The sequence below is a fragment of the Paenibacillus pini JCM 16418 genome (assembly GCF_000576305.1).
In the GTDB taxonomy this organism is placed as follows: Bacteria; Bacillota; Bacilli; order Paenibacillales; family Paenibacillaceae; genus Paenibacillus_AQ; species Paenibacillus_AQ pini.
The window spans coordinates 83293-110285 of record NZ_BAVZ01000013.1; the positions used below are offsets into that span (position 1 = coordinate 83293).

The 26993-nt window shown below is 43.4% G+C and carries 25 protein-coding genes, 2 pseudogenes and 1 riboswitch; of the genes and pseudogenes, 21 read left to right on the forward strand and 6 right to left on the reverse strand.

Features of this window, described 5'->3' with window-relative positions; all coding sequences use genetic code 11:
• The first annotated feature begins 46 nt into the window (after positions 1 to 46).
• The 6 genes and pseudogenes from JCM16418_RS17035 (at position 47) to JCM16418_RS17060 (ending at position 5456) form a co-directional block, all read left to right on the forward strand.
• Positions 47 to 1144 carry a D-alanine--D-alanine ligase gene (locus JCM16418_RS17035; protein WP_036651330.1) on the forward strand — a complete coding sequence of 366 codons (1098 nt, stop codon included), beginning with the start codon at positions 47 to 49 and terminating at the stop codon, positions 1142 to 1144.
• Between the two features lie 98 nt (positions 1145 to 1242).
• Positions 1243 to 1569 carry a hypothetical protein gene (locus JCM16418_RS17040; protein WP_036651333.1) on the forward strand — a complete coding sequence of 109 codons (327 nt, stop codon included), beginning with the start codon at positions 1243 to 1245 and terminating at the stop codon, positions 1567 to 1569.
• Between the two features lie 30 nt (positions 1570 to 1599).
• Positions 1600 to 2600, forward strand: a pseudogene (gene uvsE / locus JCM16418_RS17045) (UV DNA damage repair endonuclease UvsE).
• Positions 2601 to 2769: 169 nt separating this feature from the next.
• On the forward strand, positions 2770 to 3636 hold the full coding sequence (locus JCM16418_RS17050) for an inositol monophosphatase family protein (protein ID WP_036651335.1): 867 nt from the start codon (positions 2770 to 2772) through the stop codon (positions 3634 to 3636).
• A gap of 93 nt (positions 3637 to 3729) precedes the next feature.
• Positions 3730 to 3990, forward strand: a complete 261-nt coding sequence (locus JCM16418_RS17055) for a hypothetical protein (RefSeq protein ID WP_036651338.1) — start codon at positions 3730 to 3732, stop codon at positions 3988 to 3990.
• A gap of 197 nt (positions 3991 to 4187) precedes the next feature.
• Entirely contained in the window at positions 4188 to 5456 is a 1269-nt protein-coding gene (locus JCM16418_RS17060) for an SGNH/GDSL hydrolase family protein (protein WP_242403881.1), read from the forward strand.
• A gap of 256 nt (positions 5457 to 5712) precedes the next feature.
• Here JCM16418_RS17060 and JCM16418_RS17065 read toward each other — a convergent pair whose 3' ends face one another.
• Positions 5713 to 7026, reverse strand: a complete 1314-nt coding sequence (locus JCM16418_RS17065; protein ID WP_036651344.1) for a glutamate-1-semialdehyde 2,1-aminomutase — start codon at positions 7024 to 7026, stop codon at positions 5713 to 5715.
• A gap of 48 nt (positions 7027 to 7074) precedes the next feature.
• On the reverse strand, positions 7075 to 8133 hold the full coding sequence (locus tag JCM16418_RS17070; RefSeq protein ID WP_036651346.1) for an LCP family protein: 1059 nt from the start codon (positions 8131 to 8133) through the stop codon (positions 7075 to 7077).
• A 145-nt stretch (positions 8134 to 8278) separates the two neighbouring features.
• On the opposite strand from JCM16418_RS17070, the gene bcp reads away from it, so the two are divergent.
• The 3 genes from bcp to JCM16418_RS17085 all read left to right on the forward strand — a co-directional run bounded on the left by bcp (position 8279) and on the right by JCM16418_RS17085 (position 10880).
• Positions 8279 to 8737, forward strand: coding sequence for a thioredoxin-dependent thiol peroxidase (gene bcp, locus JCM16418_RS17075; protein WP_036651349.1), 459 nt, complete (start codon positions 8279 to 8281; stop codon positions 8735 to 8737).
• A 180-nt stretch (positions 8738 to 8917) separates the two neighbouring features.
• Positions 8918 to 9379 (forward strand): MarR family winged helix-turn-helix transcriptional regulator, encoded by a 462-nt coding sequence (locus JCM16418_RS17080; protein WP_036651352.1) that lies wholly within the window; start codon positions 8918 to 8920, stop codon positions 9377 to 9379.
• The gene (locus JCM16418_RS17085) at positions 9372 to 10880 is read left to right on the forward strand and encodes a DHA2 family efflux MFS transporter permease subunit (RefSeq protein WP_036651355.1); all 1509 of its coding nucleotides are present in this window, start codon (positions 9372 to 9374) and stop codon (positions 10878 to 10880) included. The genes JCM16418_RS17080 and JCM16418_RS17085 overlap by 8 nt, the downstream gene beginning before the upstream one ends.
• Before the next feature lie 89 nt (positions 10881 to 10969).
• Here the strand turns inward: JCM16418_RS17085 and JCM16418_RS17090 are convergent, their stop codons facing one another.
• Positions 10970 to 11626: a DedA family protein gene (locus JCM16418_RS17090; RefSeq protein WP_036651357.1), complete on the reverse strand. Its 657-nt coding sequence runs from the start codon at positions 11624 to 11626 to the stop codon at positions 10970 to 10972.
• A gap of 163 nt (positions 11627 to 11789) precedes the next feature.
• On the opposite strand from JCM16418_RS17090, the gene JCM16418_RS23910 reads away from it, so the two are divergent.
• The 7 genes and pseudogenes from JCM16418_RS23910 (at position 11790) to guaA (ending at position 19288) form a co-directional block, all read left to right on the forward strand.
• Complete coding sequence (locus tag JCM16418_RS23910) at positions 11790 to 11990, forward strand: hypothetical protein (protein ID WP_052020460.1); 201 nt, start codon at positions 11790 to 11792, stop codon at positions 11988 to 11990.
• A gap of 53 nt (positions 11991 to 12043) precedes the next feature.
• Complete coding sequence (locus tag JCM16418_RS23915; protein WP_242403882.1) at positions 12044 to 12679, forward strand: polysaccharide deacetylase family protein; 636 nt, start codon at positions 12044 to 12046, stop codon at positions 12677 to 12679.
• 50 nt (positions 12680 to 12729) lie between these two features.
• Complete coding sequence (locus tag JCM16418_RS23920) at positions 12730 to 13005, forward strand: stalk domain-containing protein (protein WP_158442445.1); 276 nt, start codon at positions 12730 to 12732, stop codon at positions 13003 to 13005.
• A 146-nt stretch (positions 13006 to 13151) separates the two neighbouring features.
• Positions 13152 to 14084 (forward strand): AAA family ATPase, encoded by a 933-nt coding sequence (locus JCM16418_RS17100; protein WP_242403886.1) that lies wholly within the window; start codon positions 13152 to 13154, stop codon positions 14082 to 14084.
• Positions 14081 to 15403 carry a DUF58 domain-containing protein gene (locus JCM16418_RS23925; protein WP_052020465.1) on the forward strand — a complete coding sequence of 441 codons (1323 nt, stop codon included), beginning with the start codon at positions 14081 to 14083 and terminating at the stop codon, positions 15401 to 15403. The genes JCM16418_RS17100 and JCM16418_RS23925 overlap by 4 nt, the downstream gene beginning before the upstream one ends.
• The gene (locus JCM16418_RS17110) at positions 15372 to 17672 is read left to right on the forward strand and encodes a transglutaminase TgpA family protein (RefSeq protein WP_036651359.1); all 2301 of its coding nucleotides are present in this window, start codon (positions 15372 to 15374) and stop codon (positions 17670 to 17672) included. The genes JCM16418_RS23925 and JCM16418_RS17110 overlap by 32 nt, the downstream gene beginning before the upstream one ends.
• Positions 17673 to 17750: 78 nt before the next feature.
• Positions 17751 to 19288: pseudogene (gene guaA / locus JCM16418_RS17115) on the forward strand (glutamine-hydrolyzing GMP synthase).
• 87 nt (positions 19289 to 19375) lie between these two features.
• Here guaA and JCM16418_RS17120 read toward each other — a convergent pair.
• Genes JCM16418_RS17120 through JCM16418_RS17130 form a run of 3 tightly spaced genes read right to left on the reverse strand, consistent with a single transcriptional unit; the run spans position 19376 to position 21076 of the window.
• Positions 19376 to 20185: a DUF4097 family beta strand repeat-containing protein gene (locus tag JCM16418_RS17120; RefSeq protein ID WP_036651361.1), complete on the reverse strand. Its 810-nt coding sequence runs from the start codon at positions 20183 to 20185 to the stop codon at positions 19376 to 19378.
• Positions 20182 to 20766, reverse strand: a complete 585-nt coding sequence (locus JCM16418_RS17125; protein WP_036651362.1) for a DUF1700 domain-containing protein — start codon at positions 20764 to 20766, stop codon at positions 20182 to 20184. The genes JCM16418_RS17120 and JCM16418_RS17125 overlap by 4 nt, the downstream gene beginning before the upstream one ends.
• Complete coding sequence (locus JCM16418_RS17130) at positions 20759 to 21076, reverse strand: PadR family transcriptional regulator (protein ID WP_036651364.1); 318 nt, start codon at positions 21074 to 21076, stop codon at positions 20759 to 20761. The genes JCM16418_RS17125 and JCM16418_RS17130 overlap by 8 nt, the downstream gene beginning before the upstream one ends.
• A 493-nt stretch (positions 21077 to 21569) precedes the next feature.
• On the opposite strand from JCM16418_RS17130, the gene JCM16418_RS17135 reads away from it, so the two are divergent.
• From JCM16418_RS17135 to JCM16418_RS17150, 5 genes are all read left to right on the forward strand, one after another.
• Positions 21570 to 22355, forward strand: coding sequence for an alanine racemase (locus tag JCM16418_RS17135; RefSeq protein ID WP_242403883.1), 786 nt, complete (start codon positions 21570 to 21572; stop codon positions 22353 to 22355).
• A complete protein-coding gene (locus JCM16418_RS26050) occupies positions 22352 to 22675 on the forward strand; it encodes a type III PLP-dependent enzyme domain-containing protein (RefSeq protein ID WP_242403884.1) in 324 nt (107 codons plus the stop codon). Before JCM16418_RS17135 ends, JCM16418_RS26050 begins: the two co-directional genes overlap by 4 nt.
• Before the next feature lie 32 nt (positions 22676 to 22707).
• Positions 22708 to 24321: an N-acyl-D-amino-acid deacylase family protein gene (locus JCM16418_RS17140; RefSeq protein ID WP_036651366.1), complete on the forward strand. Its 1614-nt coding sequence runs from the start codon at positions 22708 to 22710 to the stop codon at positions 24319 to 24321.
• 58 nt (positions 24322 to 24379) lie between these two features.
• Entirely contained in the window at positions 24380 to 24841 is a 462-nt protein-coding gene (locus JCM16418_RS17145) for a RidA family protein (RefSeq protein ID WP_036651369.1), read from the forward strand.
• A gap of 113 nt (positions 24842 to 24954) precedes the next feature.
• Positions 24955 to 25054: riboswitch (purine riboswitch) on the forward strand.
• Between the two features lie 160 nt (positions 25055 to 25214).
• Positions 25215 to 26585, forward strand: coding sequence for an NCS2 family permease (locus JCM16418_RS17150; protein ID WP_036651370.1), 1371 nt, complete (start codon positions 25215 to 25217; stop codon positions 26583 to 26585).
• Positions 26586 to 26993: the final 408 nt, after the last annotated feature.

The following is a 26993-nucleotide window of genomic DNA, read 5'->3' on the forward strand; positions in this document are numbered from 1 at the left end:
TAAACAGCAGGAGCAGCCTGCAAAACGAGAAAGAGAGATGTTAGGCATGGGGAACAATAAAACAACTGTAGGCCTTGTGTACGGTGGCAAATCAGGCGAACATGAGGTCTCATTGCAAACGGCGTATGCAGTTATGAACGCCTTTGATTACGATAAATATGAATTGATCCCTTTTTATATTACCAAGCAGGGTGAATGGAAAAAAGGTAGCGTACTCAGCTCTCCTTTTAGTAAGGTAGAACAGCTTAAATTGGAGCACGGTGAGGTTGGAGGAACGGAAGCGGCTTTAGGTGCTATTTTCAGTCGTCTTTATGGACATGGTGAGGTCATTGACCTCATGTTCCCACTTCTTCATGGCACGTATGGTGAGGACGGAACGATTCAAGGGATGTTTGAGATGGCTAATATCCCTTATGTGGGTGCAGGTGTATTGGCATCATCCGCGGGTATGGATAAAGTGGTTATGAAAAAATTGTTCGCACAGGCGGGACTGCCTCAGTGTGGATATCGTTATTTTACGAAAGCACAATGGGATCGTAGCAGTTACAATCTCCTCGTTGATGTTGAGGATGCACTGGGATATCCATGCTTCGTCAAACCAGCGAATTTGGGTTCGAGCGTAGGTATTTCGAAAGCGAAAGATCGCGAAGAATTGCAGAAGGCTGTTGAGCACGCTTTCCGCTTTGATTTGAAAGTAATCGTTGAGGAATTTGTTGATGCGCGCGAGGTAGAGGTTGCCGTGCTTGGCAATGCAGAGCCAATGGCCTCTGTGCCAGGTGAAATCGTTTCTTCTAGCGATTATTATGACTATGCTGCTAAATATACAGACGGTCAATCCGAAATGCTGATTCCGGCACCGATTGATTCCGAAGTTGCTGATCGCTTGCGCGAGGCAGCACTGACGGCCTTCACAGCTATTGAAGGTAGCGGTATTACGCGGTCAGACTTTTTCATTCGCAGATCCGATGGAGCTATTTTTATTAATGAAGTGAATACAATGCCAGGCTTCACGCCGTATAGCATGTATCCGCTCCTATGGCGCGAGACGGGACTGGATTATCAGGCTCTACTCGATAAGATGATTGAGCTTGCGCTGGAACGCTATTCCAGCAGACAGGCGCTACATTTTGCAAACGAATTATAATCCTGAATAGAAGTGGGTATCCGACCGTGAAGTAGACAGCTGGTTGGGTACCCTTAGCTTTATCCACATGTTTTATTAAAATATAAGGAGAGGTACAAATGGGATATCAAACCGAGTTTAATTCTGTATGTAAATTCAAGAATGCGCAAGAACTGTATGAACTGATGGAGTATGGACGTGGCAAAATGGTGAAGCAAGGCTTCCGCGTATTTCCAACAGGACAGAAGGTTATTGCTTATACTCCTGATAATGCGGCCGTTGCTATCGTGAAAATTGTTGGTTGTATTGCTGAAATTAACTTTCAAGGTGAAGAAGTCACTGAGGTTGAGATGGAGTTAATACGCAGACTGAATGATGAGGAATCACGAATTCAAACTAATTTGGCTTATGAAATGTTTTTTGGGGAACATAGTACTAACGGTTGAAAATAAAACAACTCAGAGGGGTACAAGCATATGATCGTCCGCTTCGGGTATGTCGCTATGTCCACAGTCGTAAAGAACGCATCGCCATCAAAAACGATGACAATGGCCAGTTTCACTAAATTAAATAACAGAGATGCGGCTATTCGTAAGCTCGAACGCATTGCCGCTGAGAATTTGCACAACACGCTCAGGCTGCTTAAACATAATCGGGCGTATGACATCAAGGTTTACCGATTTTCTTCCAAGTTGATACCATTAGCTACACATGCTGATTTGACAGATTGGGATCCGTTCATAGCACTTAAAGATGATTTTGCTGATGTCGGAAAATATGTGCGTGAGCATGGCATGAGAGTATCTTTCCATCCAGACCATTTCACGGTGCTGAGTACACCACGGCCAGAAGTGTTGCAAAATTCCATTCGCGATCTACAGCACCATGTGCAAATGCTAGATGCGATGGGGCTAAACGCCATGGCCAAGAACAACATTCATATTGGTGGAGCTATAAAGATAAGCAAACGGCTTCCGCACGGTTTGAAGAAAATTTTCGAGGGCTTGATCCGAGAATTCAAGAGCGCTTGACACTTGAGAATGATGATAAGACGTTCACAGCTCAGGAGACGCTGGCTGTATGCCAGAATCTAGGCGTACCGATGGTACTGGATATCCATCACCAATGGGTTAACAACGACGGAGAAAAGCCATGGGAACTTTGGTCAGATATCCTCAAGACTTGGCAAGGAAACTTAGCGCAGGCAGATGCTACCTTAGATCAGCCGCTTCCTCCCAAAATTCATGTCTCTAGTCCCAAGAGTCCAACGGAGTTGCGCAGTCATGCGGATGGGGTTGAGGTCGCTCCGCTACTCGCCTTTCTACGAGAAATTGCACCTTACACACCTGCACTTGATGTCATGATCGAAGCAAAAAGCAAAGATACTGCCTTATTTGATCTGATGAAAGACTTATCCAACTTTAGTGAGGAAGGTGTCAAGATATTAAGCGAGGCGAGTGTGGAAGTGTTGGCGTAGTGTATTCCTGCTGGTGGAGTTTAGTTGATGAACATTTGGATAAGCCAGCCTATTGTATATGCGTAGGCTGTTTTTTTGTCGAAACCTAAACCTGTGTTACACGTATTATTCCTTAAGAGAATAGAATACCAATACATGCTAGATTTAAATAGAAAGTAGAGTGAGTGCTTTGAACCAAGAGGATAAGGTTCCTTATGTCGTGACGAGCAAGAGCTATACTGCTGTGGCGATCAATGCTGCATCTAAAGCAGGAGAATGGATTAAGAGTAAGCTGGGTACGGTAAAACAATTAGGCATGAAATCAGGTGCCCAGGATTTAGTGACAGAAGTAGATAAAGGTGCCGAGCAGATGATTCGGAAGTTGATTCTAACCCATTTTCCAGATCATCATATTCTTGGTGAGGAAGGTGTTGAACCTGGGCCACAGGCTTCAGCGGATGCACTGAAAGAAGCACTGGATGAAGATTATGTCTGGATTGTCGATCCCATTGATGGGACAACAAACTATGTACATGGATTTCCCTTTTACTGCGTTTCGATAGCGCTTGCTTATCAGGGAGAAGTGATTGTAGGTGTGATCTACGATCCGTCCAGAGATGAGTTATTCGTCGCTGAAAAAGGAAAAGGTTGCTATGTTCATGGTAATCGTATGGAAGTATCAGCAGAGGGAAGATTAAGTGAGAGCCTTATTGCAACCGGTTTTCCAGTTGGAATTTCATCGACACTGCCAATGAATATGGCAGGACTTCAGCATTTAGTTCCTAAGGTACGAAATATTCGTTCAGGCGGTTCCGCGGCGCTACATATGGCATATGTGGCAGCAGGTAGACTTAGTGGCTTTTGGGAAATTGGATTGAATGCTTGGGATCTTGCAGCAGGTGCATTAATAGTACAAGAATCAGGTGGATCTGTAAGTGATACGCTTGGACGCCCCTACGATTTGAGTGTAAGAAATGTGGTCGCTAGTAATCGTAAGATCCACTCCGAATTCGTAGAGGCCTTGAAGGAAGCTAATGCTACGGGATTGAATGGATAATCCCCTTCGAGATGAACGATTCGCTCTCTTTCTGAACGGGTATTAAGAAGCACAGGGCGGTTTAGCCCACATATCGCAGAGGAGTGACAAGCTATGAGCGAGAATCATGATCTGGAGCGTGAGCTCAGTGAAATGCTGACTGAAGGCGAAATGGCAGAAGAACAGAGCAAAGAAGAGCGGGAACGACAGCTCATTTCACCTAAATATGAAGTTCGAATTCAAACCAAGCATGATCCTATCGTTGAAGAAACCCGTCAGTATCGCTCGATGGCGAAGGAACTAGACGATCGCTATGATAAATATATGGACAAGGTAGATCAAGACCCCTCTGGGTCTACAACGGAAAAAGAATAATCGAATAGGATAAGTGAGTGAGAGCCTTTACGATAAGTAAAGGCTCTTTTGATTGTGTAATGGATGGATTGGAGCAGGGTCGGACAGCTGAAATAATCACATGGGAGTATATGAAAATTGTTCTAAATTTACAAATTGACTGGTAGCCGTTTACCTACGGATAATGGTAAAATCAAGGTTAAGGATGAGAAGAAGGAGTGGTAAAATTGCAGAAGTCCTGGAAGAAATACATATCAGCAATGGCAGGTACAGCGTTGTTAGCTGCGATGCTAGGAACGGCTGTCGGCGCAGCGGCGACGACAACAGGAATAGCTACAATGGACCCTTACCGTATCGTAGCGATTGGAGATTCATTAACCGTTGGCTACGAGCCGGGTAAGAGTGAGAAGAATATTCCTTACGGATTTGTTGATCGTCTTCAAGAGCAGGGACTGTTACACGGTCGCAGTTGGACGGTGAATGCTGGTATTGCAGGGCTCAAAAGTACAGGTTTATTGCATTACGTTGAGGCAGTGAAAGCAGGTCAGCCGATAACGGCGGATGCAATTCAGCCGAATTTGCCTGACCCACGCACGCCTCAAATCGGAGCGGCTACAGCACAGACGAAGGCTGATTTGGAATCGGCTGATGTCATTACCATAACGATCGGCGGAAATGACTTTATGGAATTGATCCAAGGAGCTACCAAGCTTAGTGAAGATGAGCTAAATGGTAGAATGGAACAATTGTTTAAGTCGTATTCGGATAGCATGAATACTGTAATTAATGATTTACACGAACTCAGTCCAAAAGCATTAATTGTTATGGCCGACCAGTACCAGCCTGTACCTGAGATTGGCGATAAGGTGCTTTACCCGAAGTTAATGAAAGCAGCAGCATCATTCACTAACTTAACTGACAAGTTGGCGGCAGGTTATCAGACTCAAGGCATTAACGTCAAGGTAGCCCATGTGGCTAAGGAGTTTGTGGGTAGTGAAGGTACGATGACTCATATGATAGCTGATCGCGACATACATCCGAATCAGCTTGGATATGAAGCGATGGCGAAGGTATTCGCTGAATCGATTTGGGGCAGTTATAGTAAGCAAATCGTGCACGAAGCAGGGGAACCGATGGGAATTATCGTGAGTGGTAAAGAGTTGAATACCCCCTATAAACCTGTAATTCGCAAGAACATGAATTTTGTAGCCATTAAAGATATTGTGGATGCGATTGGAGCGAAGTCCACTTGGGACAATAAGACATCCAGTGCCACTATTTCTTACGCAGGGAGTACCGTAGTGGTTAAGATTGGAGCTTCATCCGTGAAAGTTAACGGAGAGGTCATTCCTGTAGCTGCACCGGCTTTTTTGAATAAAGTAGGTAAAGAATCAAAGACTTATGTTCCGTTAGCGGTATTGGCTTCTGGTCTTGGTTTCGATGTTCAATACGTACCGAATCTTAGAACGGCTTTTATTAATCCATAATTTGGCCCCATTCGGAACTCAGGATGACTATGCTGCAATGTCTAATGTAGTCCAAGAGAAATTATTAGATACGTTGTAATTAAGAAGTAGAAAGTTAACGAGCTGATTAAATATTACACATTAAAAAGGCAGACCAAGAAATTTCTTGGTCTGCCTTTTTAATTATTATAAGAAGTAAATTTAATGCTGGAATTAGCGGAGAGAATGAAACAATTATGGAAAAGCGTTCCGTTCGGGAAGCGTTCAGCTCCTAATCTTACTTCCCGCTCATCTCACGAAACGAAGCATCTGCCGCTTCTAGCGTCGCATCAATGTCGGCCTCCGTATGGGCAGTGGTTAAGAACCAAGCTTCATACTTAGAAGGTGCTAAGTTGATGTTACGCTCTAACATGTGGCGGAAGAACGCTGCAAATGCTTCTCCGTCTGTATCCTGCGCTTCTTCATAGTTCGTAACTGGGTGATCACAGAAGTGAGTAGAGAATGAACCACGAATACGGTTAATCGTAAGTGGAATACCGTGTCGATCTGCTGATGCCTTAAGTCCATCAGCAAGCTTAATGGCTAAGCGATCCATCTCTTCATAGACGCCCTCGCCTTGAAGTACCTCTAGGCAGGCAATACCTGCGGAAATGGAGGCTGGGTTGCCTGCCATTGTGCCAGCTTGGTAAGCAGGGCCGAGCGGAGCAACTTGCTCCATAACGTGCTTACGGCCACCGTATGCACCAATAGGCAGCCCGCCACCAATGACTTTGCCAAGGGCAGTCAGGTCAGGCTGAATGTCCTCAGGGTTACCGAGACCCGCAAAGGTTTGGGCTGAGCCGTAATGGAAGCGGAAGGCTGTGATGACTTCGTCATAAATAACGAGCGATCCATTATCATGTGTAAGCTTGCACAATCCTTCGAGGAAGCCTTCATGAGGCATAACCATACCGAAGTTACCAACGATAGGCTCAACCATAACAGCAGCGACATCCTCGCCCCATTTAGCAAGGGTTGTTTGCAGTGCGTCTAAGTCGTTAAAAGGAACCGTAATCACTTCTTGCGCAATACTAGCGGGGACACCAGCGCTGTCCGGAATACCAAGTGTAGATGGACCAGAACCGGCTGCAACAAGTACAAGATCGGAGTGGCCGTGATAGCAGCCAGCAAACTTAATAATTTTACTGCGTTTCGTATAGGCTCTTGCGACCCGAATCGTCGTCATGACAGCCTCTGTACCGGAGTTAACGAAGCGCACCTTATCCATAGAAGGAATAGCTTCCTTCAACATGCGTGCCAAGCGGATTTCAAGCTCTGTTGGCGTGCCATATAGTGTACCATTCTCCGCAGCGCGTGTGATCGCAGCTGTAATATGTGGATGGGCATGTCCCGTAATAATTGGGCCATAAGCAGCCAAATAATCAATGTAACGATTGTCATCTTCATCCCAGAAGAAGGCACCTTTGGCTCGTTTCATAAAGACAGGTGCACCGCCGCCAACCGCTTTAAAAGAACGGGAGGGGCTGTTGACGCCACCGACGATGTGTTGTAATGCTTCTTGGTATAATTGTTCAGAACGTGTTCGATTCATATCTGGTAGACTTCCTTTCATGTACACATGCGGAGAAAACCGCCAGCATTAGTTGCTGTCGGTTCCATCTTTTGTGCTTGAAGACGTTTTGTCTTGAGTTGATGTAGTTGAGTCATCCGTTCCGGGTTTTCCTTCACTTGAGACAGGTACCGGCTCGGGTTTGCTGAGAATATCTTGAATGTACGATTTGAGTGCCTTTTCATTCGAAACTGTTATAACATCAGATGCGCCAACGGTAGTTTCTTTGAGCAGCTTCATCGGTGGAATCTGTTCACTTCCAGCCATTTTACTTTGGTAGCCAACAGAGGCGAGCTTCCACATATCATTGACCGACAGATTTGTGTCGATGTAAGGACTTACTCCTTCAAGAATGGAAGGCAGCTTCATAATAGAAGTCGTGGACTGTAGCTTCTCAGCCATGGCTTTCAGGAATTCACGCTGGCGTTCAGTTCTGCTGAAATCGGATGTTGCATCATGGCGGAAACGTACATACTGTAGCGCGGTATTTCCATCGAGATGCTGCATGCCCTCTTTTAAATTAATATCGTATTCATGCTTATCCGCATTACTCGGATAATACATATCCTTCTCCACGAAGAAATCCACACCGTTTACTGCGTCCACCAATTTAATGAAGCCTTGGAAGTCAGTGTAGACATAATATTGAATAGGAATACCGAGCAGGTCACCAACTGCCTTCATTGCCGTGTTCGGGCCATGCGTAATCGCAGTATTAATCCGGTCCTTCCTATGCTCTGGAATATCTACATACGTATCGCGCAAAATAGAGAATACATGTATTTTCTTTTTCACGGGATCTAATGATGCTACCATCATACTGTCTGAACGGGGAACTTCACCCTCTTTTGCTCCACGGGCATCCACACCCATCAGTAGAATGTTGACGGGTTCTGTTCCTTCCCATTTCGGGGGATCAGGCACACTAACAGGTTCAGTAGCGATTGTTTTAAAAGGGGAGGCTTCACCGTCCTTCTTCAATCCTTCCAATCCGTTATAAATAGAAGTAACATAGTAGATCGCATAGCCGATGACGGCAATTAAGATGATGGCGACAATCCACAATATTGTTTTTTTCCTAGAGGACATTCGGTTCTTCCTTTCACTATCATGATCGTGGTAGAGGCATGTTGCTTCCTTATTTGTGCGTTGATGACTCATTTATTATAATTTTTTTTATGTGTTCTAGCAATTTTAATAGAAAACCCAGAATGGGAAAGGGGCTTGATTAGTGATGGTAAACATGGAAATAGGACAAGAGGTACCTGATTTTACGTTACTAGGTTCAAATGGAGAGAATGTAACGTTGAGTCATTTTCGTGGGAGTAAAGTCGTGCTCTATTTTTATCCAAAAGATATGACACCGGGATGTACACAGGAAGCCTGTGATTTCCGTGACGCTCATCATGAGCTGCAAAATAAGGGGGCTGTCGTTATTGGTATTAGTCCAGATGAATTGAAGTCACATACGAAATTTGCTGCTAAATATGATCTTCCTTTCATGCTACTTTCAGATCCAGATCATAAAGTAAGTGAACAATATGGAGTATGGCAGCTCAAAAAAATGTACGGCCGCGAGTACGAGGGTATCGTTCGTTCTACATTTCTTATCGATGAAGAGGGCAAGCTAATGAAGGAATGGAGAAAAGTGAAGGTTGCTGGCCATCGTGATGAGATCTTATCGATATTGTAAATTGTTGCAAGAATGTAAGCGATTTATACTGCATTAGGCTGGACTTTTGAAAATAGAATGTAAAATCATATGTAATTTTTATCGTATGTTTTTATTGACATTTAAATCTGTTCTCATTAATATAATTCGTACACGAATAATTAATCTTGCAATAGATTATGAAACAAGGTGAAGCAAATATTGGATCCTCAAGAGAAAATCCTCGAAATGCTGTGCTCTTTTCGTAAAGTACATCTTTCGTTATACCACTTATTGTGGAAAGACAATGAAACCCCTGAAATCACCTGGATACAATTTCTTGTTCTCCGAACCTTACGGGATCATCCTGACATCCGTCTTAATGAGTTAGCAGAATTGATTCACATTGGTAACAGTACAACCAGCGGTGTTGTAGATCGACTTGTCAAAGCTGGTCTGGTTGCGCGTACTCGTTCGGAGAATGATCGCAGGTCGATTACACTACGCGCTACAGTGAAAGGAGATGAAATTCGCAAACGAACTGAAGACACCCGTATGGATAATCTGATCCCACTTTTGGATATCAGTGCAGAGGACAGGGAACATTTATTTAGAATACATGAACAAATTGTTGAGAAATTACAACAACCAAAAGAGGGAGAGAGAGAGACTAATTATGAATAGCAGCCAAGCTCAGTCAATGGAGCACATACGCAAAGGGCCGATTATCGCAGCCCTGCTTATCGGAGCATTTGTAGCGTTCTTGAACCAGACGCTAATGAATGTAGCATTACCGAAGATTATGGAGAACTTAGGCATTACCGCATCAACAGGCCAATGGCTAACGACAGGCTACATGCTCGTTAACGGGGTATTGATTCCGGTTTCTGCATTCTTGATTGCAAGATTTACGACTCGTCAATTGTTTATTACCGCTATGTCGTTATTTTCTATAGGTACACTCATATGTGCGATTTCACCAACCTTTGCTATATTAATGACAGGGCGTGTTGTCCAAGCAGCAGGAGCAGGTATTCTAATGCCGCTCATGACCGTTGTATTCCTTAATATTTTCCCGATTGAGAAACGTGGTTCCGCCATGGGTATGATGGGGATCGCAATGATTCTCGCACCAGCCATTGGACCAACCTTATCGGGTTACGTTGTAGAGCATCATTCTTGGAGAGTTCTGTTCTATATTATTTTGCCAGTCGCTGTTATTGCTACATTGATCGGTATTTTCTTCCTAACCAATGTAACGAAAGTGACGAAGCCGAAACTGGACTATTTATCTGTCGTGCTTTCAACAGTAGGTTTTGGTGGTCTTTTGTACGGTTTCAGTGATGCCGGTACGGATGGATGGGGTAGCGCAACAGTTATTTCTACTCTTGTTATAGGTGCGTTATCACTTGTCATATTTGTTTGGCGTCAGTTAAAGTCCGAGACTCCGTTACTGGAATTTAAAATTTTCAAATATAATATGTATACGTTGACTACGATAATTAACGTCATTATTACAATGGCTATGTTTGCAGGTATGATCTTGCTTCCTATTTTCTTACAAAACATTCGTGGTTTTACTCCTATTCAATCGGGTCTTATGATGCTTCCAGGTGCGATTCTAATGGGGATTATGTCTCCAATCACCGGTGCTATTTTTGATAAAATTGGGGCAAGATGGCTATCAGTTATAGGTTTGGTCATCACAGTGATTACAACTTTTGAATTCAGTCGTCTTACTGTAGATATGACATATACACATTTAATTCTGATGTACACAGCGCGGATGTTCGGTATGTCTATGCTGATGATGCCAATTCAAACAGCAGGTCTAAATCAGTTGCCGCAACGGATGATTGCTCATGGTACGGCCATGTCGAATACACTTCGGACGATTTCCGGATCAATCGGTACAGCGATCTTGGTAACGATTATGACAACTCAGACCAAGCACCGTGTTACAGAAACACTTGCAGCAGGTGGAGTAGATCCGAACAATAAAGTGCAAATGGCCAAAGTAGTTGCAGAATCAACGGTACATGGTATCAATTACGCATTTGTTATTGCGACTTGGCTTAGTGTAACTGCTCTGGTACTTGCGTTCTTTATTAAGAAAACAAAGCCGCAACCAGAGAACTTGCAGAAAGAAATGAGTACGCCTAAGAGCGAAGCAAACAACGCATAAGAAGATAGACTCCATGATTATTGTGAATCATAAGAAAGAGGATGCTGAAATTTCAGCATCCTCTTTTTTTATGTTCTATTTTAAAGTGTTTAACGTGGTTTAGATACATGCTTGACCTTCTTCTTGCGTTCGGTCTTTAGCAGGAGTGGCAGAAATTTGTTTCGCGACCTGTAAAGTAGCAACAGAACTGCAACGAGGATGATTCCACCGACAACCCAGAATGAATATTTCTCTACGAGGTGAAATACGCTTTTCCATTGTGGACCAAATATTTTACCTATGCTTAGGAAAAGGGTAACCCAGAGCGCAGCACCACTGTAAGCATATAAAGCGAATTTACGGAAAGGAAGAGAAATGATTCCCGCAAAATAACCAGTGAAGTGACGGACGCCAGGAATGAAATAACCGATAAAAATGAGTCCGTTGCCATATTTATTAAACCATTTTTGGGCACGTTCGATTTTGTGATCCGTGAGCAGTACCCATTTGCCATAGCGCTTGATAAAGGGAAGACCCGCTTTGAGGCCAATGAGATAGGTGATTGTGATGCCAATTGTAGTTCCTACAAACGCAAGAACTAGCAGCCCCCAGAAATCTAATTTACCTGCATAGGAGAGATATCCTGCGTAGCTCATCGTGGTCTCCCCTGGAAAGGGAAGGGCAATACATTCCAGCAGCAATCCAATGAACAATACAGCATAGCCGTACTCACTGAATAACAACTGGACCCATTTCAGCAGTTCCATTATAGTTCACACTCCAAAAGGCCCTAAGGGATGCCTGAATTTATCGGTACGCAGCACTTTAATCTAATCTGGAATAATAGCGCTGTCAGAAGTCTATTTCATGAAATGAATCCATATAATCTACTAGAGCGCAAGAATCATAGATATGTGGAGGTAGAATAGGATGTTAGATTCATTGGTATATCGTAATCACGGTAGAGGTAATTTCGGAATGATTCGTTGTATGATCTTGCTTGTGTTCATCGTTGTAAGCAGCCTGATGAATAGTGATAAGCTTCTGGCAGAGGCAAGCAAGGTGAACGCTTCAATCACAGTAAATCCTAATACGGTCTATCTGACTTTTGACGACGGGCCTAGTGCTTAACGCCGAAGGTACTTGATATTTTGAAGAGGGAGCATATTCAGGCTACCTTTTTCGTGCTTGGAGAACAGGTGAAGCAGTATCCTGAAATGATCAACCGTATGTCTGAAGAGGGACATGTCATAGGTAATCATTCATTTAACCATAATTATAAAGAGTTATATCAGGCTTTCCCAATATTTTGGAATCAGATTAAAGAAACAGAAGAAGAGATCCGTGAGATTACCGGTGTCCGTCCTCAATTGGTAAGGGCGCCAGGCGGAACTGCCGGGCATTTTGATCATACCTATTTTACCCTATTGAAGCAAGGCGGATACATTGTGACAGATTGGAATGTGGATAGTGGGGATTCCAAGCGGCGTGGGGTACCAGCGGCGGATATACTACGGGAAGCAACTGCGAACATGAAAAGTAATAGCATCGTTCTGCTTATGCATGACGGCTCTGGGCATGGTGAAACTGTGAAGGCTTTGCCTGATATTATTGCTAAATACCGTGCACATGGATATCAGTTTGCTAGTTTGTCTCCGGATATGGCACCTGTACAATTCAAAGTGACGGCCAAGGCAGAATCATTGCACAGAAGCGCGCCAGATGCGAATTGGGTTCGTTCACATATCTCAATGAATACAGCTCTGTTTGAACAGGGACTTCCACTCATGCTGGAAGTAGGCCCTATCGAACTACGTTGAAACACGGAGAATATCTTATTGAAGAAGGGAGATATATGGTGCCGTTACGTATGGTAATTGAAAGATTGGGTGGGAGTATCCGTTGGGATCAGCAGGCTCGCTCAGCAACCTTTAGCTTTGATGCGGCGACCTCCCTGAAGATAGATGTTGATCAAGGAATACTCGTATCGACTAAGCGAAGCGGGGAGACTACGACAGTTACGGTACCCGTGCAAATGATCAATGATTCAGTTTGGGTGCCACTGAGGGATATTTTTGAGAAGGCAGGTCATGACCGCATGTTAGCTACAACAGATTTGAAAGAACGCCGCGTAAAAGTAGCTTAGATAGTCTCATGTCTACTTCCTCTCATTCATGGAAAGAATAGATGATAGATTCCAATTGGAATCAATCTGTGAATGAAGCGGAGGTTGTACCATTGTCAACTTCACCTAAACAAGATTATGATTTTGCTCCGGACCTGCTACAGCAGATGATTGCAAGGGTAAGCACGGTTATGGTCGGCAAAGATACTGAAATTCGTAGAGTTCTGCTCGCCATGCTATGCGGAGGGCATGTGCTACTTGAGGATGTTCCTGGCGTAGGAAAGACGCTCCTCGTACGCACAATGGCCGCTTGTATGGGCTGTACTTTTGGACGAATTCAGTTTACATATGATCTGATGCCAGCGGATATTACGGGAACATCTGTCTACCTTCCACATACCGGTAGTTTTGAATTTAGACCAGGTCCTATTTTGTCTCAAATGGTACTGGCTGATGAAATTAACCGTGCTTCACCACGGACGCAGTCGGCTCTACTTGAGGCAATGGAGGAACGTAAAATAACGGTTGATGGAGTGACCTATCCACTTCCGCGTCCATTTCTACTTCTAGCAACGCAGAATCCGTTGCATTTCGAGGGGACGTATCGTTTGCCTGAAGCACAGCTTGATCGGTTCTTTATGCGGCTAAGCCTAGGATATCCCGCCCCAGAGCAGGAAGTTGAACTACTGTCGCGCATGCAGTCTTCTCAACTGCTAGAGCATATGAGGCCTATTATGCTAGTCGAGGAAATGGAAGCGATGCAGCAGGCTGTACGGAATATTTACGTGGATGATTCAATTAAGCAAGCCATGGTGCAGGTCGCCGATACATCACGCCATGATCCGAGGCTTCAATTGGGTATAAGTCCAAGAGGGACATTGGCATGGATGAACGCATCTCAGGCCGAGGCTTATATGAACGGTCGATCCTATGTCATTCCAGGAGACATGAAGGAAACGGCTCCGTTTGTCCTTGCACATCGTATTGTGTTAAGTCATGCCTCATTGCTTGTGGGACTGCGTGGAGAAGATGTCATTCAGGAGCTGCTTAAGCAAGTTGTTCTGCTTGGGTTCCATCCGCGCAAAGGGATACAATCATGAAGCGCAGATGGCTGGAATGGGGAACAGCCGCAGCAGTACTCATAACGTTATTGCTCATCTATATTGGACGGGGCGGAGCCTCTGTATGGTTTTTATTTCTACTAAGTGTGGCAATATGCGCAGCGGCAGTGGCATTACAACTGCTTGGTCCAAGAAAGGTGACGATGAGGAGACAGCTTCAACATTCGTTCGTCACAGTAGGTGAAGGAATTGAAGTCACACTGCATGTTCATTTCAAGTCTGTGCTTCCTGTGCCTTGGCTTGCTCTAGATGAGCGATTTACGGGAGGAAGCTGCCGTATACTTGAATTCCCTGGATTTCGGCGTTCGTTTACCTGTACTTATTACATACATGAACTAGACCGGGGGATGTGTACATTTGAGAGCTGTCCTATAGAGTGGGGTGGACTTTTTGGTTGGTTCAAGGCGAGTAGACGAGTTACGATTGATGGAGAAGACCATCTCCTTGTGATGCCCGCTGCTTATCTTGTAGAGGACAGTAATGTAAGAATCGGCACTTTCAAAAATGATCATATACACACAGATCGCTTCTTCACTAGAAGCCCAGATGCGAGAGGAAATGAAGTGAGAGATTATGTGCCCGGCGATCCGTTAAACCGAATTCATTGGAAAAGTTCAGCACGACGCGGGAACCTTCAGACCTTTTTGCCGGAAAAAGAACATACTGCTGAGCATGTCATCATTCTGGATCATTCATCACAGGGATATGAGATCGCTTCGCTTCCTCCTAAGCAGAGGCAAGAAGCGGCGGAACTCATTTTTGAAGCTGCCGTATCCACGGCAGCCGGATGGGTTCTGACCTGTGGAAGAAACAGTGATCAGACAGAACTTATTTGTGATACTTCTCCAAATGGGTCGTCAGCCAAATATGATAAAATCTCATCGGAGATGCTAGCTCTGTCCACGATTCATCTCAAGTGTCAAGCACAGCGCCCAGCACTGCTCAAAGAGGTAAGACAACGAATTATACCTGGCATGCACGTAGTGGTTATTAGTGGTGTGTTGACGGGGCAGCTAGTGCACGAGGTCTCATTATTGCTAGAGCTTGGAGCTGCGGTTGATGTCTGTTGTACGGCACCCATTGCGTTTCAGGAGTCGATCATTGCACTGGGAAAAGAACAGCATGCTTCGTATGATCACGCTGACACTGTGGCATCCTCACAAATGTTGAACCGTCTTGGAGTAAGATTATTTGGTGCTGAGAACGGCAGACTTACTTTAATGAATGGACCGGCTGCTCCTGCTTTAAGTAAGGAGGTGGACGGTAGTGGAGACGCAAAGCAAACTTATTGGATCTGAGAACCTATCTGTCCAAACCACGTTTAAATCGACTGGGAAAACTCTAGATCTCACAGCCAGTGATCCGCTTTTGTTTCGATTGTTGTTATCACTGACGCTGATGGGATTGTTTGCTGAATGGCTCCATCCCTTTACGGCTATTGTAGAAGGTTCAAGCGGCAATCGACTAATAGAGGTACTGTACGTATTAACTGCAGTGTTGCTCTTTATTGGCATGTTTGGTTTCCGGTGGTTTGTCTCGACTTGGATATATGTCGCCAGTATCTTGTTTGCGTGGATGTATGCATTCGAGGAAGGAGTATCCTTATCATGGATGCGATCTTATATTGACATCCTTCAAAACGATGCAGTGGATCTGCTGAATACTGGGCATTATACTGCGTTGAGTCAGGAGACGCGTACGCTGGTTCTCGTAATTGGCTGGTGCATGCTGGTGTATTCGGTACAGTCGCTTGCACTATTTCGCCGCAGCATTATGCTGTTTGCTGTAGCTACTGTGTTGTTCTTGATTGGTCTTGAAACCGTACTTGATCTGCAAGTATATGCAGATGTAATCCGTACCTGTATGCTGGTGCTATTGTTACAGGGTTTAACTCATCTAGCAAGACTCAGAGATAGTGATGCTTCAGGTGTTATTCGTAAATCCGTTTATGGTATTTGGATCATATCTGTCAGTTTAGCGGCTGTGGGGTTGGTTGCTATAGTCTGGTCGGGGTTGCAAGTGATGCCCGCAAAGGAGCTTAACAGAGCTTCACTGAATGATGCAGTGGGCCATGTACAGGCATGGGCTGAGACAGGATATATGCAGTTAGGACAAGAGAAGGCTGAGACGGGCTATAATTTAAGCGGTGACATGATCGATATGGGTCAACCTATAATCCAGAATAGTAAACCATATTTTATAGCGGATAGTCCTGTGCAAACGTATTGGCGCGGGGAAATTTTGAATAACTATGACGGACGTAAGTGGTCAATGAAACCTGACAATTTGATGCCTACTACGGCAATAAATCCTTTTGGATCGAAAAATGAGGTTATCGCACAGGAAAAAGGAAACTTGATCACGCAGCATGTGGAATTTAAGCAAGCACTGAGACAAGACTTCCCGCTATTTGGTGGAGGCATTATATCTAAAGTAGTTGCTGTGGAGACAGGTAGCCCTAAAGCTCTACCTGTCATGATGGCAGACCCGTTGGCAGGAACAATTAAGCTCGCAGTCGATACGAATACGGCTGGTGTTGTCGGTTACAAAATCGAGACCTACATCCCTAAGGTCGAGCTGGACAAGCTGCGTCTTCAAGGTGGCACGGATCCTTCAACGATTAAAGATCATTATTTGCAATTGCCTGGGGAGTTACCAGCCCGTGTAAAAGAACTTGGATTACAAGTCACTTCGGGTAATACAAATCGATATGATACGGTATACGCGGTGAAGGAGTATCTAGCGAAGCATATGACCTATACGTTGGATACGCGAGTTCCAGCCCAAGGCCAAGATTTTGTAGATAACTTTTTGTTTGAAACGAAGCAAGGTTACTGCACCCATTTTGCAACCGCAATGACCGTGTTATTACGTAGCCAGAACATTCCTGCAAGGTACGTTATGGGGTTTGCACCTGGCCAAAAATATGCAGGGGAAGCCAATCGCTACTTGATTACAGAAGGTGATGCTCATGCGTGGGTAGAGGTATATTTTCCACAGCAAGGATGGGTACCTTTTGATCCAACACCAGGAGCTGCTACAGGCAGTATAGTCTCTCCTGTTTTAGCTCCACAAACATCAGATAACAACATATACAATGTGTTTTCATATACTTGGTCAAGCTTTATAAACCCCTCTTCATGGTCGAAAATGTTAGGCTTAATTACTGTGCTCAATAGACTGAATTGGGTGCTTATCGTAGGTACCAGTTTAAGTTTAATCTTGTTATTTCTAGCGGTACATCATCTATGGCATAGCCGTGAAATGTATCGACTATGGAAGCAGTTACATTTCACCCGTCGAACCTTTCCACACAAGAAGCATTTGATGGCAGCGGCGAACCCTGTTTGGGAAGGCTTAGGACGGCGATATGGTGCGATTGATCCGGGTGCAACCGTAAGAGAATACATTACATCCCTGAATATTGAGGAAGAAATAATGCGCAGCCGTTTGTACTCTTTTGCGGACGATTGGGAAAAGATAGCTTATGATGAAGTTCCGCCAAATCGTACAACGAGTATTGCTTTTATGCAAGAATGCTGGCTGATCGCAAACCAACTGGTATAAGTTTGCTATTGCGGTTTTCTTGACGGTATGATTTATCGTTGCGTATAATTAACTTCAACAATTGAGGGAGGCTCGGTAATGGATAAACCAAATGAAATCATTGTTGTCCTGGACTTCGGGGGACAATACAACCAACTTATCGCACGACGCATTCGTGATTTGGGCGTTTATAGCGAATTAATGCCTTACAATACACCTGTAGAGAAGATTCGGGAGTTATCTCCTAAAGGGATCGTATTCTCAGGAGGACCATCTAGCGTGTATGCAGAAGGTGCACCGCATGTTGACCCAGCTATTTATGAGCTTGGACTACCGATTTTTGGTATTTGCTACGGTATGCAATTGATGGCGCAACAGCTTAAAGGTAAAGTAGAGCGTTCATCTAAGCGTGAATACGGTAAAGCAGATCTTGAGTTTGCTCCAAATTCAGTTTTAGTTAAAGGTCTTGAGGACAAGCAGACCGTATGGATGAGTCATGGAGACCATGTTGTTGAGCTGCCTGAGGGATTCAAGCTTGACGCAGGAACGGAATCAGCTCCAATTGCGGCGATGAGTAATTTGGACAAGCAGCTTTATGCTGTTCAATTCCATCCTGAAGTGCGTCACTCTGTTCAGGGTAATGAAATGATCAAAAACTTCTTATATGAAGTATGTAAATGCGAAGGTAACTGGACGATGGAATCCTTCATCGAAGAGAAGATTAAAGATATTCGCAATGAAGTTGGCGACCGTAAGGTGCTGTGTGCACTAAGTGGTGGAGTAGATTCTTCCGTCGTAGCGATGTTGATTCATAAGGCAATCGGAGACCAATTGACTTGTATGTTCATTGATCACAACCTCTTGCGTAAAGGTGAAGCAGAGAGCGTTATGGAAACCTTCGTTGGTAAATTCGATATGAAGGTAGTTAAGATTGATGCACGTGAACGTTTCATGTCGAAGCTTGCAGCGTCGATGATCCTGAGCAGAAGCGTAAAATCATCGGTAACGAATTCATCTATGTTTTCGAAGAAGAATCGAAGCAATTTGATGATTTCACATTCCTTGCCCAAGGTACCCTTTATACAGATATCGTAGAGAGTGGTACAGCTACTGCTGAAACCATTAAATCTCACCATAATGTAGGCGGACTTCCAGAAGACATGAAGTTTAAGCTTATTGAACCGCTGAACGCATTGTTCAAGGATGAAGTACGTAAGGTTGGTGAAGAATGTGGATTGCCACCTGAAATCGTTTGGCGTCAACCTTTCCCAGGACCGGGTCTAGCTATTCGTGTTCTAGGTGAAGTAACAGAAGAAAAACTGCAAATTGTACGTGAGTCCGATTATATCCTGCGTGAAGAAATTGCGAAGGCTGGTCTGGATCGCGAAATTTGGCAGTACTTTACGGCTCTCCCTAACATGAAGAGCGTTGGCGTAATGGGTGATTCCCGTACGTATTCCTACACGGTAGGTATCCGTGCTGTAACTTCAATCGACGGTATGACTGCGGACTGGGCTCGTATCCCTTGGGATGTGCTTGAGAAAATTTCCGTACGTATCGTTAACGAGGTAGATAACGTAAACCGTATCGTTTACGATGTGACTTCTAAGCCACCGGCTACGATTGAGTGGGAGTAGGCTTGAGATTAGTAAATCTGTAATATCAAAAAACCTCTTATCTGCGTTTTCTCGCAAATAAGAGGTTTTTTTTATTATTTCAACTATTTATTTAACGAACTCAAGGTTAATATCTCCATTATTTGTATTTACCTCTAAAGTCTTATTCCCCCCGCTTTTATTTTCAGGGAGATTATTTTTTCCTTTGGAGGCTTTACTTGATATATTAAAGACGTCATATGAACCTTTAATGGTACCCGTAATATCTCCATTCTTAGAGTTTAATTTCAACGTATCGTCAACCCCAACGGAGGTAACTTTGATATTACCATCTGAATTGGACGCATCAACGGAACCCTTGATGTTTACATCGGATAATAACATGTCGTCATTTTTGGTTTTCAACACCAAGCTTTTATCAACTGCGACGTTTTTCAATTCAATCTTGCCACCTGAGTTTGCTAAATCAACGGCGCCAGCAATATTCAATTTAGAGACTTTAATATCACCGTTAGTTGTTTTAATATGAATCCCGCTGGCAATGTCGGTTGGAACGGCTATCTTTATATTACGATGCGTCTTTTCGGTATCCAGACCAATATAATCTTTCCAATTCTTATGATTAACCGCGTTCATTGTAAGTTCCTTGTTGTCTGAAACCTTTAGATCATAGGATTCCTTTTCACTTTCAAAATAATCGATATGAATCTGCTTATCGTTAGACGCTATCAACTCAATGGCTCGATCTTGGGTAGTTAGAGATATTTGGCTGACTTTCTCCGATTCAACAGTGTAATTTTTTTCTTCGTATGAAGATGAAGTATCCTGCGAACTAGAATCTGTTGTGCAGGCTGAAGTAACGAGTGCTAATCCGAGTGCAATAAGGATCCCCGACGTTTTTTTATATATTGTATTCATATGAAGTCAACCTCTTTCTTAAATTTAAGTTTAACTTTTCTTGTGAACCAAATGGCCAATCCCATCAGCTTTTTGGAAATTAGTTTAATCGGGCGAAATGTCACAATGCCCACACTCACGCTAATTAAGCCTCCAAAGAACATAAGTAAACTGAGTGGAATATCTTCACTAAAATGAATAACCGAAGCAACTACTCCTGCAATTCCAGCCACCATGAAGGAGAGTTCGATTAAAAATAGAGTAAGTACGATCAACCATACGCACGCATAAAAAACGAATATCACTGCAAACAAAGTTATCAATAATGGTGAAGCTAGGCATATCAATGCAATATTACTCTTTGAAAGCTGATTTCCCGAGACGGGAACGATCAGCTTAATTAAAGGCGTGGAATCAAGAATAATCTCACTTGCAATGTCATCAATGCGTCCAAGTCCCATGACTGCATCTTCTTCGTTCATTCCTTCATCCATGCGATCGTCAATGATTTCAGAATAAAAATCCAGAGATTTCGTAATTTCATTTTGTGGTAGCGTGTTTAATTTAGTAGCAAGTTCGGATAAGAATGTTAATTTATTCATAGTTTGCTCCTTCCTTAACAAATTCATGTAGAGCTATTACGGACTCCCATTCATTTAGAAAGTTATGAATTTTATCCTTACCCTGCTCTGTGATTTTGTAATATTTACGCAGCCTGCTGTTGTGTTCAACCGAGTATATTGTGACGCAGTTCTGGGTCTCCAATCGCTTCAATATGGGATAGAGCGTTGATTCTGAAATTTCTATATGCTTTGATAGATCCTTTACAATTTTATATCCATAAGAATCTTCTTTTGAGAGAACCGTCAGTACACAAACTTCTAACAAACCGCGTTTTAACTGTACGTCCATAGCATGCCCCCTACCCATTCATTAAAAATTAAAATTGTAATTTGTCATTTATGTGATGCCCGAATGCACCAAAATATTATACATCGCATTATACTATGCGTTACATAGCATATCAACATACACACCTTATGTTCTTTGAATTAATGGAATATGTTACTTGAATAGAAGGGGGTGGAACATAGAGTTAGTGGGATTTTAATATCATAAGATTAGAAGAAAATGGATGTGAGTAGCGGCCTTCAATTAGTACGCTCACTCTGTCAGTATGCAGCTGTTAGTAATCTGTAAAATATATTTTCCTTCCGTAACCTTGACGAATCCATGAAGCTGGTTTTTTTGTTCGGAGCTTATGTAATTACTCGGTTATTTATATTTTTCCGTGATTTGTATAAGGATCATCGTATTTTATCATTCCGTTATAAGATGAAATGTATATAATTAAGCTGTGCCTTTTTTATCTCAATCCACTCCCTAAAGGAAGGAGAGAACGAACATGATAGAAATAAGCTCATTGGAAACACCATGTATTGTTATTGATGAAAATATTGTGAAGCATAATATCGCGACGATGGCTGAGTTTGCAAGGCAGAATGGAGTTCAGCTAAGACCGCATATCAAGACTCACAAAATTCCTGAGTTTGCACTGCAGCAAGTCTCTCAAGGAGCAGTAGGAATCACGACTGCGAAAGTAAGCGAAGCAGAGGTTATGGCCGATCATGGAATTAGCGATATCTTTATTGCTTATCCGATTGTAGCTCCTTCCAAAATCAAACGTGTGATCGCTTTGGCTAAGCGTATCCGAATTTCAATTGGTGTGGAAAGCATGGCAGCAGCGGAGGAATTATCTCGGCAGGCAACAGAAGCAGGGGTAACCCTTCAACTTCGTCTTGAAGTGGATACTGGACTTGCACGCACTGGCGTAGCCCCTCACCAAGCATTGGAGCTTGCGCAGCAAATTGCTGCGTTACCAGGACTTGATCTAAACGGGATCTTTACTTTTAAAGGTGCAGTCTATAAAGGTTCATCCACGCTTGATTTAGAGGCAGCAGGTTTAGAAGAAGGACGGATCATGGTAGAGACTGCTGAAATACTACAAAATGCTGGCTTGAGAATTCAACATGTCAGTGTGGGTTCGTCTCCAACGGCCATTTATGCGGCGAAGGTCGAGGGTGTTACCGAAATAAGACCGGGGACGTATATTTTCAATGATCGTATGCTTACGGTTATGAAGCTTGCCAAATTGAAGAATGTGCGGCCAAAGTTCGTGTCACGATTGTGAGCGTTCCCAGCCCCGACCGACTTGTAGTGGATGGGGGTAGCAAAACATTCGCTACCGACGTTCAGCCTAATCAACCACCACTCCAGTTAAAAGGGTTCGGTGAGATTATAGGGTACCCGGACGCGATCCTTGAGAGAATGAATGAAGAGCATGGAATGATCCGTACGAACAGTGCGCATGGATTGCGTGTAGGACAGACACTCGACATTATACCCAATCATATCTGCTCCACTGTGAATCTGCATAATGAAGTCTATATAACGAATGAAGAAGAAGGAATACGAACATTAGCAGTTTTAGCAAGAGGAAAGCTAGCTTAGCAGAACAGGATCATGCGGGAGGTTTAGCATTCATGCTCGATATCATCATTGAAAATGGTAGATTGGTAGATGGCAGTGGGAATCCGTGGTTCTTTGGACAATTAGGCGTAAAAGATGGAGTGATTACCCATGTGGGTAGGACGGATGAAGAGAGCAAAGAGCGTATAGACGTTAAGGGTCAAGTTGTTGCCCCAGGCTTTATTGATGGGCACTGCCACTCAGATTTGCTCATTCTAGATCAGCCAGACAGCGAATTTAAAGTGCAGCAAGGAGTTACCACTGAGGTCGTGGGGAACTGTGGCCTTGCACCTGCACCTTATTTTAAGCATAGAGCCGCGGAGCTGCAGAGCTACATTGAACCGGTTATCGGCAAAACGGCATGGGCTTGGCCATGGGAGAACATCGAGGAGTATATGGAGTATCTATCCAAGTCACCTGCTTCGGAAAATGTTTCAACCTACGTCGCTCATGGAGCTCTTCGAATCTCAGTCATGGGCTTTGACAACCGTCCAGCATCACCGGCAGAGCTGAAGCAAATGAAAGAACTGCTAGAAGCTGGGCTACAAGCGGGTGCCATCGGTTTATCGATTGGCTTGCTGTACGCACCTGGAAGCTACACTTCAAAAGAAGAACTAACGGAGTTATGTAAGGTCGTAGCCCGTTACAATGGCTTGCTCTCTACTCATATTCGCGGTGAGGGTAACAATTTACTCGCCTCTGTACGGGAAGTAATTTGGATTGCTGAGCGTAGCGGTGTATCACTGCATGTTAGTCATCTTAAGGCAGCGGGCAAAATCAATTGGGGCCAAACGGGTAACGCTCTAACTCTAATTGAGGATGCAAGAAGCCGGGGGATGGATGTTACTTGTGATGTTTATCCTTATTCAGCTGGATCGACTTCACTTACTACTATTCTACCACCTTGGGTATTGGAGGGCGGAATCGAATCTACTCTAGAACGTCTTAAGGATCCTGCTATTCGCAAACGCATTAAACTTGAACTACGAGAGGAACAGCAAGATTGGGATAATCTCGTTGCTTCGACGGGCTGGCAAAGTGTTTACATATCAGCCGTCACATCTCAGGCTGGGCAGTTGCTTGAAGGCAAACATGTGCTTGAAATCAGTGAAATATGGGGAATGGACCCTGAGGATGTTGTACTAGAACTTCTGGCTCGTGAACAGGGAAAGGTATCGATTGTATATTTCCACATGTCAGAAGATGATGTGAAGGAAGTCATTCGGTATGATAAATCACTGATTGCTTCAGATAGCCTAGGCTGTGTTACGGGTAAACCTCACCCACGTTCTTACGGTACATTTCCACGTCTCTTTGCTAAGTATGTTCGGGAACAGAAAGTGCTTACGTTAGAGCAGGCTGTACGAAAAGTGACCTCTTTTCCAGTTCAGCGCTTCAAACTAGGTAAACGCGGATTACTCGTTCCAGGTTATGCGGCGGATATCGTCGTGTTTGATCCAGAACGTATCGCGGACACAGCATCCTATCAAGATCCAATCCGTTATCCAGACGGGATTTCATTAGTCATGGTAAATGGACGCAAGACGATGGAACATCAGCAACATACGCATGACCGACCGGGAATATTTATTCCGGTACAGCACTGCTGCTCACAACATCAACGCTGAAGCATTTGCATATCAACTAAAAAATACATTCATGTACATGAGAAGGAGATTATTAATTATGGCTAATATCGAAAAGATTCTTGAAGAAAAAGGTATCGTGTTGGAGAAAGTACCTGTACCTGTAGCAGAATATGTTCCAGCAAAAACGGTAGGCAACCTCGTGTATACATCAGGAAATGATTGTCGTTTAAATGGGAAATTGAAATATGAAGGTAAGGTTGGATTGGATCTTACGGTTGAGCAGGGATACGATGCTGCTCGTCAGGTAATGATAAATATTATCTCTGTGCTTAAAGATCATCTGGGTGATCTTGACCGCGTCAAGCAAGTTGTCAAAATGCTCGCTTTCGTTAATTCAGCAGACGGTTTCGTTGAACAGCCTTATGTTATCAATGGCGCTTCAGAACTGTTAGTAGAGATTTTTGGCGAAAAGGGAAGACATGCACGTTCAGCTATTTCTGCGAATGAACTTCCGTTTAATACACCGGTTGAGATTGAATTGATTGTTGAAATTGAGTAGTTTTTAGGAAACACCCACTATTTCCGAACATTGGATAGTTAAATATGATAAAACATTCGTTTTCTGTATTGACAAGCTCCTTAGTTCTCCATAAAATAAATGATGTGAGAAACGACAATAACTGAATATCTTTTCGTATATTTCCGAGGATAGGCTCGGAAGTTTCTACGAGGTCACCGTAATGATCTAGCTACGAGAAGAAGAGACTTGGAACACTAGAAACGATTTGATTAAACTTTTGGACATTTATGATGTTCTTTGATAGTCGTCGATTTTAGAAAATCTCTTTTTTTTGCATAACACCCGGTGGATCTTATAGATCTAGCCGGGTTTTTGTCGTAATGACTCAATTATTTAAGGGGGATTTTTACTAATGGAGCGTTTCTTTAAGCTAAAGGAACACGGAACAAATGTCAGAACAGAAATCATCGCAGGTTTAACTACGTTTATGGCGATGGCATACATTCTTTTCGTTAACGACCTGTTTCTTGGAGAAAATGGTGCAGGAATTCCACATAACGGCGTGTTCTTTGCAACCGCAGTTGGTGCAGGACTTGTAACTATACTGATGGGATTGTTCGTTAATATTCCGATCGCTCTGGCGCCGGGTATGGGACTTAACGCATACTTTATGACTGTTGTACTTAGCTCCAATGGTCAAATTACTTGGCAGGCGGCACTTGGCGCAGTATTCATCTCGGGGATTATCTTTATCATTTTGACAGTAACGAAGATTCGTCAGATGTTAATGGTAGCTGTTCCTGCAAATATTAAGCACGCAATCACCGTTGGTATCGGTTTGTTTATCGCAATGATCGGTTTCAAATTGAGTAATCTAGTCGCTATTAGCGTCAATCCAGGTACGGATGTTAGTGGGCCTATCGGTGGTGGAAGTTTCAACCTCATGCTAGGGGATTTCATTAACCATAAAGATACGCTACTCGCACTGATCGGCCTTTTAATTATTGCAATCTTGATGGTACTTCGTGTTAAAGGAGCACTTTTGATCGGTATCGTAGCAACTACGCTTATCGGTATTCCACTCGGAGTTACAGATGTAAGTTCATTGGCTCATGCGAACTGGCTTCCTTCATTTACAGATCTTGCTGTTGGCAAGTTGGATTTAGCAGGTGCATTCCATATTGGATTGTTTGATATCGTATTTATCTTCACGTTCGTTGAACTGTTCGATACGTTCGGTACATTGGTAGGTACAACTTCTCGGATGGGAATTATGAAGGATAAAGAGAAGGGCGATAAGATCATTGGTAAGGCAATGCTAGTAGACGCTGTTGGTGTAAGTGCGGGTGCAGTTCTTGGTACAAGTACAATTACTACTTTCGTAGAAAGTACTACTGGTGTTGAAGAGGGTGGACGTACAGGTCTGACAGCCGTAACAACAGGCGTTTTATTCCTACTCGCCTTGTTCATCGCTCCATTAGCTTTAGTTGTTCCATCTGCTGCAACAGCTCCTGCACTCATTATCGTCGGTGTATTGATGATGAGCCAGGTTCGTCAAATCGAATGGGATGATTTCTTTCACGCTTTCCCAGCTTTCTTGACGATTGTATTAATGCCTTTCTCAGGTGGTATAGCAAACGGTATCTCCGCTGGTATTCTGTCTTATGTTATCTTGGGGATCATAGCGAATATCTTCGGCAAACGTAAAGAGAGAATCCACTGGCTCATGTGGGTTTTAGCAATTATCGTAGTTTGTCGCTTTGTATTCCTTGGTTCGGAATAGAATAGAAAACATATATATAGAAGAAACGTAATCAATCGACCACTATAATATGAAGTAGGCCATTGTCGACTCGGAAGAGAAGATGATGGTCTTTTTTTTAATTTGTAAAAAAAGCTTGTATAATTTTGACGCCCATGGTATATTATAAATCCGGTCAAGAAAAACACGTTTAAACAACGACTTTTCTCGACAAGCTGATTGGAAAGAAATTAAAACATCTCAAAAAAAAGCTTGCATTAAACTGCCGGACATGATATATTATAAAAGTTGCTTCTGAGACAAACTGGTAGCAACGAAAGAGAAATTGATCTTTGAAAACTGAACAACGAGTGAGTAACGACTTTACTTGTAAAGTCGAAAAGCGAAGTGTTTTGGTTCATGCCTTCTGGCTGAATGAAACGCGGAGCG

What these genes read in the sequence shown, in the direction of transcription:
- JCM16418_RS17035 (WP_036651330.1), top strand. Translation starts at nt 47, where the DNA reads ATGGGGAACAATAAAACAACTGTAGGCCTTGTGTACGGTGGCAAATCA.
- JCM16418_RS17040 (WP_036651333.1), top strand. Translation starts at nt 1,243, where the DNA reads ATGGGATATCAAACCGAGTTTAATTCTGTATGTAAATTCAAGAATGCG.
- JCM16418_RS17055 (WP_036651338.1), top strand. Translation starts at nt 3,730, where the DNA reads ATGAGCGAGAATCATGATCTGGAGCGTGAGCTCAGTGAAATGCTGACT.
- JCM16418_RS17065 (WP_036651344.1), bottom strand. Translation starts at nt 7,026, where the DNA reads ATGAATCGAACACGTTCTGAACAATTATACCAAGAAGCATTACAACAC.
- JCM16418_RS17070 (WP_036651346.1), bottom strand. Translation starts at nt 8,133, where the DNA reads ATGTCCTCTAGGAAAAAAACAATATTGTGGATTGTCGCCATCATCTTA.
- bcp (WP_036651349.1), top strand. Translation starts at nt 8,279, where the DNA reads ATGGTAAACATGGAAATAGGACAAGAGGTACCTGATTTTACGTTACTA.
- JCM16418_RS17085 (WP_036651355.1), top strand. Translation starts at nt 9,372, where the DNA reads ATGAATAGCAGCCAAGCTCAGTCAATGGAGCACATACGCAAAGGGCCG.
- JCM16418_RS17090 (WP_036651357.1), bottom strand. Translation starts at nt 11,626, where the DNA reads ATGGAACTGCTGAAATGGGTCCAGTTGTTATTCAGTGAGTACGGCTAT.
- JCM16418_RS23910 (WP_052020460.1), top strand. Translation starts at nt 11,790, where the DNA reads ATGTTAGATTCATTGGTATATCGTAATCACGGTAGAGGTAATTTCGGA.
- JCM16418_RS23920 (WP_158442445.1), top strand. Translation starts at nt 12,730, where the DNA reads ATGGTAATTGAAAGATTGGGTGGGAGTATCCGTTGGGATCAGCAGGCT.
- JCM16418_RS17100 (WP_242403886.1), top strand. Translation starts at nt 13,152, where the DNA reads ATGATTGCAAGGGTAAGCACGGTTATGGTCGGCAAAGATACTGAAATT.
- JCM16418_RS23925 (WP_052020465.1), top strand. Translation starts at nt 14,081, where the DNA reads ATGAAGCGCAGATGGCTGGAATGGGGAACAGCCGCAGCAGTACTCATA.
- JCM16418_RS17120 (WP_036651361.1), bottom strand. Translation starts at nt 20,185, where the DNA reads ATGAATACAATATATAAAAAAACGTCGGGGATCCTTATTGCACTCGGA.
- JCM16418_RS17125 (WP_036651362.1), bottom strand. Translation starts at nt 20,766, where the DNA reads ATGAATAAATTAACATTCTTATCCGAACTTGCTACTAAATTAAACACG.
- JCM16418_RS17130 (WP_036651364.1), bottom strand. Translation starts at nt 21,076, where the DNA reads ATGGACGTACAGTTAAAACGCGGTTTGTTAGAAGTTTGTGTACTGACG.
- JCM16418_RS17135 (WP_242403883.1), top strand. Translation starts at nt 21,570, where the DNA reads ATGATAGAAATAAGCTCATTGGAAACACCATGTATTGTTATTGATGAA.
- JCM16418_RS17140 (WP_036651366.1), top strand. Translation starts at nt 22,708, where the DNA reads ATGCTCGATATCATCATTGAAAATGGTAGATTGGTAGATGGCAGTGGG.
- JCM16418_RS17145 (WP_036651369.1), top strand. Translation starts at nt 24,380, where the DNA reads ATGGCTAATATCGAAAAGATTCTTGAAGAAAAAGGTATCGTGTTGGAG.
- JCM16418_RS17150 (WP_036651370.1), top strand. Translation starts at nt 25,215, where the DNA reads ATGGAGCGTTTCTTTAAGCTAAAGGAACACGGAACAAATGTCAGAACA.